Consider the following 12804-nt stretch of genomic DNA (forward strand, 5'->3'; position numbering starts at 1 on the left):
TGAATACATATCTAATGAATGTGATTGTTTATAAAAGCTTATAAATGGTTAATTTACAGAATATAATCGTAAAAGGAGATGCAAACAATGAAAGAAATACTAAAAGGTAAGCTTGGATTCGGTACAGCTCCACTTGGGAACATGTACAGAAACATTCCAGAAGAAGAAGCCATAGCTACAGTAGATGCTGCATGGGAAAATGGAATTCGCTATTTTGATTCAGCACCTTTTTACGGAGCAGGATTAGCAGAAATTCTACTGGGAAAAGCACTATCACATCGAAATCGAGATGAGTATGTCTTAAGTACAAAAGTTGGACGAGTCATCTTAGACGAGTTAGAAGATCCTTCAGCTCGTGATTTTGGTGAAAAGGGTGGCCTGTTTGAATTTGGAAGGAAAAATAAAATTATTAACGACTATAGTGCAGATGCAACGCTCCGTTCCATTGAACAAAGTCTAGAACGTTTAAAGACTGATCGTATCGACTTTGTTTATATTCACGACGTAGCGCAAGATTTTTACGGAGACGAATGGCTAGCTCAATTTGAATCAGCAAGAACAGGGGCTTTTCGAGTGCTGACTCAGCTTCGTGAAGAAGGGGTTATTAAAGGTTGGGGGCTTGGTGTCAACCGTGTCGAGCCGATTGAAATAATGCTTGAATTAGAAGAAGCAAAACCAGACGTATCGCTTTTAGCTGGGCGCTACACGCTTTTAGACCACGAACGTGCACTAGAACGGGTAATGCCATCAGCAGTAAAACACAACATGGCTATTGTAGTAGGGGGGCCATATAGTTCCGGAGTTCTTGCAGGTGGCACACATTTTGAATACCAACCAGCATCACCGGAGATTATAGCCAAAGTTGAAAAGATGAAAGCAATTGCTGAGCGTCATCATATTACCATTAAGTCTGCTGCTTTACAGTTTGCACTTGCAAACCCTGCAGTGTCGGCTGTTATCCCAGGAGCTAGCCGACCTGAGCGTATTTTAGAAGATAAAGAAGCATTAAATACAGCAATTCCAGCCGCTTTCTGGGAAGAAATGCGTAAAGAAAATCTTGTGGCACCACATGTACCACTACCGGCTAACTAAGTGAAAAAAACCTCATTTTTCTACTTGTGTAGAGATGAGGTTTTTTTATTTGATAGGGTGCTAATCACTCCAACATACTCTTAAAAGCATTTATATGATAAAATAATACAATTGAGCAACGCTATTTTAATGAATCAAAGATATAAGGTGATTAACTAAATGAAGGTAATTATTGCAGAAAAACCAGATCAAGGGCTAAAGCTAGCGTCGCCTTTTTCGTTTAAAAAGCGGGACGGCTATGTGGAGATTGCCCCGAATCAGTTGTTTCCAGAAGGAGCATATTTAACGTGGGCAATTGGACATTTATGTGAGCTTGTACCACCCGAAGAGTACGATCAAAAGTGGAAAAAATGGTCGCTTGATACGCTCCCGATTGTGCCCACGCAGTTTCAACATCGCGTAACGAAGTCAAAGTGGAAGCAGTTTTCAATTATTAAAGGTTTACTACATAGACAAGAAGTGAATGAAGTTATTATCGCAGGTGATGCTGAGCGTGAAGGGGAGGCAATCATTCGAATCATCCTAACGCTTTGTAAAAACAGCAAGCCGATGAAGCGCCTTTGGATTTCTTCGCTAACGCCAAAAGCAGTGATAAACGGTTTTGAAAACCTGTTAGAAGAACAAGAAACAAGAGATATTTATTACGAAGCGTTAAGCCGAGCGTGTGCGGATTGGTTAATCGGAATGAACGCTTCTAGAGCATACACGCTCTTGCTTCAGAAAAAAGGAATTTCAGACGTTTTTTCGACAGGACGAGTGCAGACGCCCACGCTTGCTTTGATCGTTAAGCGCGAGCATGAAATTGAAAATTTTAAGTCTGAACCGTTTTGGGAAGTGCTGGCTACGTTTAATATGGACAACAAAATATATCACGGTAAGTGGCATAAAGACGGTGATTCTCGCTTAACTGATGAGCAGATGGCCCATAAAATTATGCAGTTTTGTAAAGGGAAAAATGCGGTTATTGATTCCATTGAAAAGGAGCGCAAAGAGTTTCAAGCACCGTTTTTATTCAACCTTTCCTCATTACAAGCAACAGCTAATAAAATGTTCAAATACTCACCGCAAAAAACGCTTGAAATTGCGCAAAAGCTTTATGTGAAAGGGATTATCTCTTATCCAAGATCTGATTCGAGCTATGTGACAAAAGAAGAAGCGGGAATGTTTCCAGATACGCTTGCAAAGATTAGTGAGCTTGGTGCATTTAAGGAATTTTTCCCTCTTCCTATTGAGTCCATTATGAATAATAAACGGTATGTAAACGAAAAGAAAGTAACGGATCACTATGCCATTATTCCGACAGAGCAGGTGACAGATCCAGCTAAAATGTCAGGGGAAGAATCCAACATTTATACGCTCATTGTCAAAAGATTAATTGCAGCACACTATAAGCAATCCATTTTCGACTATACGACCATTCACACGCTCGTCGAAGGACGGGCAACGTTTATTTCAAAAGGAAAAGAGCAAATCCAAGAAGGCTGGCGCAAAGTTATTTATGGGAAGCAAAAAGAAAAAGACGCAGATGAGGATGAGCAAGACCTTCCTTCACTAGAGGAAAAAGAAGAAGGAATTGTTCAGGATGTAAAGGTGAAAAACGGAAAAACACAGCCTCCAAAGCGCTACACGGAAGGTCAGCTTATCACGCTAATGAAAACAGCTGGAAAGCATTTAGATGACAACGAGCTTGTGAAGGTGTTAACCAAAACGCAGGGGCTAGGGACAGAAGCCACACGTGCAGGAATTATTAGCGTTCTTCGCGATCGCAAGTATATCGAAGTGAAGAAGAATCAGGTGTTTGCCACGAATAAAGGAAAAGTACTAATTCAATCAATTGGACCAAGTATTCTTGCATCACCTGAAATGACGGCCAAGTGGGAGCAGCGTCTTCATGAAATTGGTCAAGGAAAAGCATCTTCTCAAGAGTTTATGGAACAAGCGAAGAAGCTTTCTCTTAAGTTAATTGAAGATGCAAAGGAACAAAGCAACCATTGGTCATTTGACGGATTTGATCTCAGTGAGTTCAAGCAAACAAGAGGTAAAAAAGGTGGAAAAGGTAAGACGACTGGAACAAAAGTAGGAAGCTGCAAAAAATGTGATGGTGACATCGTTGACAAAGGAACGTTTTATGGCTGTTCTAATTACCAAAGTAATCAGTGCAATTTTACATTTTCAAAAAAAATTCTTGGGAAAACGATCTCGCAAGCCAATGCGAAAAAGCTGTTAAAAGACGGGCAAACGAACCTCATAAAAGGCTTTAAAAAAGGAGACAAGATCTTTGACGCGAAGCTTGAGTTAAAAGGAGATAAGACTCAGTTTTTGTTTGAAAAATAAAGAGTAGCTACACAATCAGTCACTAGACTTGTTGTGTAGCTACTTTAATTAATATAAGATTTGAGATCCATTCTCATAGCCTTGCTCAACTGCAACCTTAACTGTTTCTGAAGTACATGTATGAGTTTTAACCTGCTAGTTTCTAGCTCCATTTTAAGTTCTCCTTTTTATGACGTTTATTCTAATCTTTCCATTTCTTTTAGAAGTCTGTCATACCGGGCATCTCTTTCTTCCACTTCTTTCTTCAGATAAGATTCCTTTTCTTCATCAATTACAATATAGCTCGAGTCTGTACTAAACACATACGTTTTACCGTTTTCTGTCTTGTAGCCTATTATATTATCTAAAATGGTTGTACCGCTGTTCTTTTCATAAAGATTATAAGAGGTTGGAGGCCTTCCAATTATGTATTTATTATCAGCAAAACCTACGACATCATCTCTTCCTAAGCCAACAGCAGCACTAATAACGAGCAGAGTAGTACCAATTGCACCTAAGGTAAGAATAATCCCTAAAATAGATAAACCTACTACAACTACCGAGCTGATTAATTTCTTCATTCTTTAATCACCTTTAATATAGTTTGTTGTTATTTACTTAATTGTATAAAAAAGGTATATTGGTGTACAGCAATAAATTATTTATTTATAGATTGCTTCATTGGAAGCAGTACTACGAATCTACTTAAGTAGTTAGCTTAGCAAAACATGATTCTCAACAGATAAAACATGTATGGAAAGATGAATGAATTACTCAAAAAAGCCTGCATCCAACGCTAAGGGTGCAGGCTTTCATTACAATTCACGCGCAATAAATCGATCAATGATATGGACCGCTTCTCTAGCACCGCCACACTCTTGAAAGCTTCGGTTAATGGTTTGAATACCTTCTTTGTATTGCTCATTAGCAAGCACTTCGTTTACCGCTTTTTTGAGCGTGTTTGAATTGACGTGCTCTTTTTGCAATCTGTATCCCGCTTCTAGTTCTGTTAAGCGCTGGGCGACCATCGGCTGGTCTTTATCATGCGGGATGACCACCATCGGAACGTTAAAATGAATAGCTTCATTTACGCTGTTCATGCCTCCGTGCGTAATAAACACATCTGCGTGCTCAAGGACCTTGAGCTGAGGCACGTAAGCGGAAATGATAAAGTTTTCAGGTGCTTCTTTAATTTGATTCATGTCAGCTCGTTCACCTGCAGCGATGACAACTTTACCATCGAAGTTTGCAAAGGCATCAATGCACATGTTAAAAAACTCTTCAGTGTGATCAAGTACGGTTCCCATTGAGATAAACAGAACTTGTTCGTTCTTTAACATGTCAATAGGAAAGTTATCCTTATCAGCACGATTAGGAAAAGTCGGACCGATGAAGACCTTCGATTCATCAAATTGCTCATTGTTAGGCTGGAAATATGAGCTCGTAAACACAAATGTTAAATCAGCAGAATTGTTCATAAACTCTTTCTGTAAAAGCTTTTACAATACCAATAGTAGGATTGACATGTCCTTCTGCAGGGAAATTAACCATTAAAATGTTTGCCACTTAAACCACGGCTCCTTATCTATATACTTAAAATCTATTAGATGATGATTTTAAGCAAATGTAATAAGCTCCCCATTCATAAATAAATGGTAGGCAATGGAAACATTTTTATCATACTTTTTGAAAGGGTGCAATAAATATGGTTGTTATGGTAACGGTATCCAGTATAAATGATTTGTTTGGCATAGGAAAAATGAGTCAATAGTAATAGTTTAAGTGAAAGAAGTGGGTATAATAAAGAAAAAGTAAAGTTTAAGAAATTACAAACATTAAACTTGTATGATAATCCTATAAATGGTATATTTCTTTAGGCTGAGGACATTACTTATATACTGTTATGTACTTATAAAAAGATAGTAAGAGGGAGGAATTAACTATGAGTAACCAGCAGGCTGCACAAACTCCTAACGTAAAAGCTTTGCCGATTATTGCTTCGTTTCTAATCGCTGGGTTCATCGGACTATTCAGTGAAACAGCTTTAAATATGGCTCTTCGTGACTTAATTATTGGCTTTGGTATTCATGAGACAACAGCACAGTGGCTTACAACAGGATACTTATTAACGCTTGGTATTTTAGTACCAATTTCAGGCTTCATTCTTCAATGGTTTACAACAAGACAGCTATTTATTGCGTCGCTTATCTTTTCCATTATTGGAACGTTTATCGCGGCAATCGCACCAACATTTAGTGTATTAATGATTGCTCGCGTGGTACAAGCCATTGGAACAGCTCTTCTTTTACCTCTAATGTTTAATACCATTTTGGTCATTATTCCGCCTCATAAACGCGGAAGAGCGATGGGGATTATCGGTCTTGTGATTATGTTTGCACCAGCGGTTGGTCCAACAGTATCAGGTCTGATTTTAAAAACACTTACGTGGCACTGGATTTTCTGGATTTCGCTGCCATTACTACTTGTGGCTTTGGTGTTTGGATCATTTTTTATGCAAAACATTACAACACCAACAAAGCCAAAAATTGATATCTTGTCCATTATTCTTTCAACAATTGGCTTTGGTGGCATTGTGTACGGCTTTAGCAGCGCTGGAGAAGGCGGTGGCTGGGGAAGTACCGAAGTAATTATTGCCCTTGTAGTTGGGATTTTAGGTTTGATAGTCTTTTCAATTCGTCAAGTGAAAATGAAAGAACCAATGCTTGATTTAACAGCATTTAAGTACCCAATGTTTGTTATTGGGCTTCTCTTAATTTTAGTTTCGATGATGGTTATTTTGTCATCCATGATGATTTTACCGTTATACTTACAAACATCATTAGCTCTATCAACATTTGCAGCCGGATTAATGCTTCTTCCAGGAGGAATTGTGAACGGACTTCTTTCACCTGTAATGGGTGGGCTATTCGACCGTTTTGGCCCTAAGTGGTTAGTTATTCCTGGTCTTATTATTGTAGTAGCGACAATGTTTGGCTTTTCAACGATTTCACTTGAAACGTCAACAGCGCTTATTGTTGCTTCGCATATTGCCCTTATGATTGGCGTTTCCATGATTATGATGCCGGCTCAAACAAATGGTTTAAACGAACTGCCACCAGAGCTTTATCCACACGGTACAGCAATTATGAATACGCTGCAGCAAGTAGCAGGTGCAGTAGGAACAGCGGTTGCAATTTCAATTTTATCGTCAGGTTCTAGAAGTTTTATGGAATCTGTATCAGACCCAACAGATCCATTAAATGTAGTGCTTGCGTTTACCAATGGTGTTCAAAACGCTTTTATCTTTGGTGCGATCGTCGCTGTTGTTGGCTTGATTATTTCGTTCTTTATTAAGCGAATTATTGTAGATAATCAAGAGCAAGCACATTAACATGATGAAAAGAGTAGTTCAAAATCGAACTGCTCTTTTTTATTTGTATAAAAGTAAAAAATAAATAAAATTCAAGTATATGTAAAGGCGGGGTTACATGTCCAAAAAATAATCAATATAATACTGCTGGTTTCCATATCAGCTTACTCACTACTACATCTAATTCTCCAAAAGAAAGTCCAGTGAACGAAACAGGTAAAGCTGAAGAAGAGGTAAAAGTCACTACAATTGTTTCGAAAGAAGAAAAAGTCAAGGAAGAGTTAAAGGTTTAAAAATAGAAAACAAAATGAAATTAAGATTTTTTTATTATTTACAAGAAGGTTTGAAAGAGGCAAGAACAAGAGAATTTAGATAAGAAATGAAAAGGGAGCTGGGTTTAATGGCCTAGCTTCCTTTATTTGTGAAAAGAAAATGAAGTTTTGTATTGCCAGCTACTAATCGAAACGTTCTTCTTGGGTTATTTATCGCTACAGCAGATTTAGGTGTTTCATTGGGCAGTGTGGTTATGGGACCCGTTGCGGATGCTTTATCCTATCCGGTCATGTACACGGTTTGTGCAGGATTAGGTGCTTTAATGATTCTATTTTCTTATGACAAGCGTAACCAATTTGTTAATTAAATACGCTTATTCCATAGAGTGTGATATGTTATACATATTGATTTGGTAAGTTTTTACCATCTTTTTCAGCAAAGGTGTATAAAATGACGAATCTTTTCAATACTGTTACAGATATGTAAAATTGATCGAATTACTTTCTTTTTAGAAGCATGTTCGATACAATGCCCTCAAGATGTTTTCTAAACGAAAGCAATTCTTTGAAAAGACGAAAGGAGCTCTATTAGCTATGAAGAAATTGAAATACCCTTTCATCATTGGACTACTTTCCGTAGCCCTTGCAGCATGTGGCTCAAACGATGCTAGCGACAGTGCTGATAAAAAAGAAGATTCGAAAACAGCTCAAACGGAAGAGCAGCAGAAACAAACAAAAGAACAAGAAAAGCAAATGAAAGAAATGCAGGAGAAATTAGAAAAGCAGCAGGTAGATGAAAAGAAAACCGTAGCGCTTGTAAATGACGAAAAGATTTTAGGATCTGAATATAACCAAGTGCTTCAAACATCTCAAATGCAAATGCAGCAAATGGGGCAAGACCCAACAACAAAAGATGCAGCTAAGCAGGTTAAAGATCAAACAATCGATAGCTTAGTAGGACAAACGCTGCTCATTCAAGATGCAACGGAAAAGGGTTATAAAGCATCAGAAGACGAAATTAATAAGCAAATTGAAGATGCTAAGAAGCAGTATGATTCTGAAAAAGAATTTAACAATGTATTAAAGCAAGCAGGTCTTAATATGGATCAATTAAAAGAACAGCTGGGTGAAAGCATTCAGTACAATAAATATGTAGAAAAAGAAATTAAGGCTGAAGAAGTAACAGATAAAGAAGTGAAAGAGTACTATGACCAATATGCGAAGCAAGCAGAAAGTGCAGGGTCAGAGCAACAGCAGCAACTTCCAAAATATGAAGAAATAAAAGATCAAATCAAAGGCCAGCTTGAACAACAGAAGAAGCAAGAAAAAGTAGGCGAACAAGTTGAAAAGCTGAAAAAAGAAGCAAAAGTTGATGTGAAAATTTAACCTAAAGTAATGCAAAGAGACTGAGACATAAGTAGTTCAGCCTCTACTATACCTGAACGATTGAGAGTTCATAGCTTTTAATCGTTCAGGTTTTTTGGTTGATTGTGAAAACAATGTTGGAAACAAGGTGGAATGGAGCGTAGGACACTCGACTCCTGCGGGAAAGCGAGGGAAAACGGAGATCCCGCAGCGCAGCGAGGAAGCTCAGGTTCCTCCCCGCGGAAAGCGAGTGGCCGTAGCGCAATGGAACGAACGTGTTGAGACAAACTAAAGAGATGGGAACATCTATTGTTCGTCTTTTAGAAGCAATCATTTTGTTATGTCCTAAACTCTTTGATTAATTGGAAAAAAGGGTAAAAAACACGTTATAATAAAAAGAGCCTTAAAATAGGAGTAGATAAAAACGATGAAAAAACAGGTTCTTGCATTCATAGGGTTAATAAGCTTTATTATGATTTTAATAGGGTGCTCAAGTCAGCAAAGTGAAGATAACAAAGGGTACGTAATCCAAGGTCGCATCATGGAAGTGAAAGAGGATGAAATTTTAGTTGCGAACGTCATTCCTAGGGACGTAGCGCTTAATTATACGACAAACGAAGTATTAGGTGATGATACCATTCAGCCTATTTACTTAAAGGTGCCTGATTCATCTGTTACCTACAAAAAAGGTCAACTAGTGAAAGCATGGTTAAAGAAAGGTGAAAGCGTCAAGTACACAGTCCCAGCAAAAGGGAATGCGGAAGAAATTCAAGTGATTAAAGAAGGTAATTAACAGCCAGGTAAAGTGGAAAGCACGTGATCCGCTTTGCCTGGCTGTTTTGTGAGAAGCTGGAAACAGAAGTGAGGATACCAAAAAGTGAATTGACATAAAAGGAAATTATCACTATAATAGTTTTAGTTCATATAATTTGTATACTAATTATTTTTATGGAAATTAACATGCTAATTGTTTAAAGGAAAGGAAGGAATGAAATGAGTAAGTCAAAGCTATGGACGAAAGATTTTGTAGCCGTCTCGATGACGAGCTTTTTTATTTTTGTTGTTTTTTATATGATGACAGTTACGCTTCCTTTATATGCTACAGACATTTTACAAGCAGATAAAGGCAGTTTAGGACTTATTGTTACAGTGTTTTTAATTTCAGCTATTATTTTTCGCCCGCTCTCTGGAAAATGGATGATTACCTTTGGTCAAAAGAGAATTCTAGTCATTGGAGCGGTGCTTTTTTTAATTGGTTCGGTTTTATATAGTCAAATCAATTCACTTTCAAGTTTGCTGCTGCTTCGCGTATTGCACGGAATTGGGTTTGGAATGGCAACAACAGCTACTGGGGGAATTGTAGCAAACGTTATTCCTGATGATCGTCGTGGAGAAGGAATGGGCTACTTTGCTACATTTATGAACCTAGCGATGGTAATTGGACCGTTTATGGGATTAACACTAATCGAAGTATCTGGGCATTCAGCCGTTTTTACAGTAGCAATTGTAGCATCAGTGTTAGGGTTATTATGCAGCTTGGTACTAAAAGTTCCAACGCTAAAAATAGTGAAAAACTCTACAGAAGTGAAGGCATCTTTCCTAGCAAGCCTATTTGAATTCAAAGCACTTCCGATTGCATTAGCTGGCTTTGTGCTTTCATTTGCGTACGCAAGCATTATTTCGTTTGTGTCTGTCTTTGCTAAAGAGATGAACTTCACAAGCGTAGCAAGCTATTTCTTTGTTGTGTATGCGGTTTGTTTATTATTGTCTCGTCCATTTACAGGAAAATGGTTTGACCGCTATGGTGAGAACTTCGTTGTTTATCCAGCCATTCTACTGTTTACAATCGGTGTATTTCTTATCAGTCAAGCGTCTTCAGGGACGACTTTCCTACTAGCTGGTGGCTTGATTGGAATTGGGTTTGGAACGTTAACATCAAGCTTACAATCTATTGCAATAAAAGTATCACCACCGCAGCGTCGTGGAGTTGCCACAGCTACGTTCTTTGTTTTATTTGATTCAGGATTGGGAGTGGGATCCTCTGTATTAGCGGTTGTCTCTGGTTCAATTGGTTATCAAGGAATGTACGGTGTGTGTGCTATTATTGGTGTGATGGCACTTGTAGTTTATTATGCTCTGCACGGTCGCTATTCGAAAGTTACCTCTAGGGTAGCGTTGGAAAAACAGATAGTAAATAAATAAAAAATTGGTGAAAAAGCTTAAAAAAGCACAGTGAAGAAATTATTCGCTGTGCTTTTCTTTCGTTTCCTTACCCTTGTAAAATTATATATAGCACATTGACGCGTAATAAATAGTGTTCAAATTATTTACTTTGAGATAAAATGATTTACAAATATAAATGTAACTTTTATAATTAAATTAACTTACAAAAAGTAACTAAATGGAATGTAAAGCATCCAAATTGGAAGGATGACATTAATTAGTTTAAAATAAGAATGTAATGTGATTGTCAGGAGGAACCAATATGTTAAATGAAAAAGTGATAGATGCACTAAAAGATAAAGTAAATGTCATTAATAATCAAGATCATTATATATACGTTGTAGGACCAATTCGTTTACCGGTTAACTTAGAAGGAGAAACTAAAATCTTTCAATGGTATTCTTGGTTACGTTCGGATGATGTGGAACAAGGAGAACTTAGCTTAGAAGAGCTAGTTGAACAGGTGAATTCTGCTAATTTAGCTGATTTACAGCAGTCTAGCGTACTTGTATATGGAGACTTTAAAGAAGCGGATCAAGCATTAATTCGCATGCACAGTATTTGTCATACAGGTGATATTTTTGGAAGCAAGCGTTGCGACTGCGGATTCCAGTTGAAACAATCCATGAAGATGATTACAGAAAACGGAGCGGGTGCCTTATTTTATTTAGCAAATCATGAAGGAAGAGGAATTGGCTTATTTAGTAAAGCGATGGCTTACGTGCTTCAAGAAAATGGGTTTGATACGGTTGAAGCGAACGAAGAGTTAGGGTTCGCTGATGATACTCGTCAATATAAAGAAGCAATCAGCGTGCTAAAGCAGATTCGTAGAAAGCCGGTTATTTTAATTACAAATAACCCAAAAAAGCTTACGGCATTAGAAGAGAACGGTGCTTCATTATCTGGCCGTATTCCACTTTGGGGAGACGTATCAGAGTTTAATGAAAAATATCTTCAAACAAAAGTGCAGCGCTCCGGTCACTTAGGTGAGGAGGTACTGGTTTGATTAGTCACGAATTTTACATGAACATTGCAATTCAAAATGCAAAGGCTACAAAAGGGCAAACGGACCCTAATCCACTTGTTGGATGCGTGATTGTAAATGATAACCGCATTGTAGGAATTGGTACGCATTTAAAAGCGGGGGGTCCTCATGCTGAAATTCATGCTTTAAATATGGCCGGTGAGTTAGCAAAGGGAAGCACGGCATATGTTACGTTAGAACCGTGTTCCCACCATGGTCGCACCGGTCCTTGCGCAGAAGCGCTTGTTCGAGCAGAAGTGTCAAAAGTCGTCATTGCTACGCTTGACCCAAACCCACTTGTGGCAGGACGAGGAGTAAGTATTTTAAAGAATGCGGGCATTGAAGTTGAAGTGGGGATATGTGAAGAAGCATCTCGTCAAATGAACGAGGTGTTTAATCACTTCATTACGGTAAAAAAGCCGTTTGTTATTTTAAAATCTGCCATTACGCTAGATGGCAAAATTGCAACGGCGTCTTCTCACAGCAAATGGATTACGTCAGAAGATGCTAGAAAAGATGTTCATCAACTTCGTCACGAAACAGGTGCAATTCTAGTCGGGGTTCAAACAGTTATTGAAGATAATCCATCATTAACAACTCGTCTTGAAGGTGGTCGCAATCCAATTCGCATCGTGTTGGATTCAAAGCTAAGAACGCCGCTGGATGCAAAAGTAGTGACGGATAAACAAGCGCCAACGTGGATTTTTACAACGAGTAATTATGATGATAGAAAAAGAAAATCTCTTGAAGAACAAGGTGTAAAAGTCTTTGTCACAAGCGGTGAAAAGCATGTGAACTTATCTCAAATGCTTGAAATAGTGGGTGAGCATTCGGTTTCTTCTCTTTTAATTGAAGGTGGAGGACAAGTGAACGCATCCTTTATTGAACAACAGCTAATTAATAAGCTCGAGCTTTACGTGGCACCAAAGATTGCTGGAGGTGAAGATGCTCCTACTTTTGTGGAAGGAAAGGGTGCTGAGAAAATGTCAGACGCACTAGAGTTTGAGCATGTTACCGTAACACGACTGGGCAGAGATTATAAATTTAGCGCGTATCCAATCTATGAATAAAAGCTGGCTCTTATAACCTGCATCTTAGCTGTTAGGCGTATTCTAACAGCAAGATGCAGGTTTTTTATGTATGGT

9 protein-coding genes and 2 pseudogenes are annotated in these 12804 nt (G+C 38.2%); 9 read left to right on the forward strand and 2 right to left on the reverse strand.

Features of this window, described 5'->3' with window-relative positions; genetic code table 11:
* The first annotated feature begins 87 nt into the window (after nucleotides 1-87).
* The gene (locus MKZ18_RS08210) at nucleotides 88-1092 is read left to right on the forward strand and encodes an aldo/keto reductase (RefSeq protein ID WP_061785756.1); all 1005 of its coding nucleotides are present in this window, start codon (nucleotides 88-90) and stop codon (nucleotides 1090-1092) included.
* A 159-nt stretch (nucleotides 1093-1251) separates the two neighbouring features.
* Entirely contained in the window at nucleotides 1252-3426 is a 2175-nt protein-coding gene (locus MKZ18_RS08215) for a DNA topoisomerase III (RefSeq protein ID WP_144594305.1), read from the forward strand.
* A gap of 176 nt (nucleotides 3427-3602) precedes the next feature.
* Here the strand turns inward: MKZ18_RS08215 and MKZ18_RS08220 are convergent, their stop codons facing one another.
* Complete coding sequence (locus tag MKZ18_RS08220; protein ID WP_025907667.1) at nucleotides 3603-3986, reverse strand: hypothetical protein; 384 nt, start codon at nucleotides 3984-3986, stop codon at nucleotides 3603-3605.
* Between the two features lie 234 nt (nucleotides 3987-4220).
* A pseudogene (locus MKZ18_RS08225) lies at nucleotides 4221-4889 on the reverse strand (nucleotide disphospho-sugar-binding domain-containing protein); the annotation flags it as partial.
* A 458-nt stretch (nucleotides 4890-5347) separates the two neighbouring features.
* Here MKZ18_RS08225 and MKZ18_RS08230 point away from each other — a divergent pair.
* The 7 genes and pseudogenes from MKZ18_RS08230 (at nucleotide 5348) to ribD (ending at nucleotide 12729) form a co-directional block, all read left to right on the forward strand.
* Nucleotides 5348-6796 (forward strand): DHA2 family efflux MFS transporter permease subunit, encoded by a 1449-nt coding sequence (locus tag MKZ18_RS08230; protein WP_341344530.1) that lies wholly within the window; start codon nucleotides 5348-5350, stop codon nucleotides 6794-6796.
* 415 nt (nucleotides 6797-7211) lie between these two features.
* Nucleotides 7212-7415, forward strand: a pseudogene (locus MKZ18_RS08235) (staphylopine family metallophore export MFS transporter CntE); the annotation flags it as partial.
* 226 nt (nucleotides 7416-7641) lie between these two features.
* Complete coding sequence (locus MKZ18_RS08240) at nucleotides 7642-8433, forward strand: SurA N-terminal domain-containing protein (RefSeq protein ID WP_144594311.1); 792 nt, start codon at nucleotides 7642-7644, stop codon at nucleotides 8431-8433.
* A gap of 406 nt (nucleotides 8434-8839) precedes the next feature.
* Nucleotides 8840-9205, forward strand: coding sequence for a DUF3221 domain-containing protein (locus MKZ18_RS08245; protein WP_025907672.1), 366 nt, complete (start codon nucleotides 8840-8842; stop codon nucleotides 9203-9205).
* A 200-nt stretch (nucleotides 9206-9405) separates the two neighbouring features.
* Nucleotides 9406-10614, forward strand: coding sequence for an MFS transporter (locus tag MKZ18_RS08250; RefSeq protein WP_144593777.1), 1209 nt, complete (start codon nucleotides 9406-9408; stop codon nucleotides 10612-10614).
* 283 nt (nucleotides 10615-10897) lie between these two features.
* Nucleotides 10898-11641 carry a GTP cyclohydrolase II gene (locus tag MKZ18_RS08255; protein ID WP_025907674.1) on the forward strand — a complete coding sequence of 248 codons (744 nt, stop codon included), beginning with the start codon at nucleotides 10898-10900 and terminating at the stop codon, nucleotides 11639-11641.
* A complete protein-coding gene (gene ribD, locus MKZ18_RS08260) occupies nucleotides 11638-12729 on the forward strand; it encodes a bifunctional diaminohydroxyphosphoribosylaminopyrimidine deaminase/5-amino-6-(5-phosphoribosylamino)uracil reductase RibD (RefSeq protein ID WP_062686833.1) in 1092 nt (363 codons plus the stop codon). Before MKZ18_RS08255 ends, ribD begins: the two co-directional genes overlap by 4 nt.
* The last annotated feature ends 75 nt before the right edge of the window (nucleotides 12730-12804 follow it).

Origin of the sequence: Priestia sp. FSL W8-0001 (genome assembly GCF_038050335.1) — a bacterium.
GTDB lineage: Bacteria > Bacillota > Bacilli > Bacillales > Bacillaceae_H > Priestia > Priestia flexa.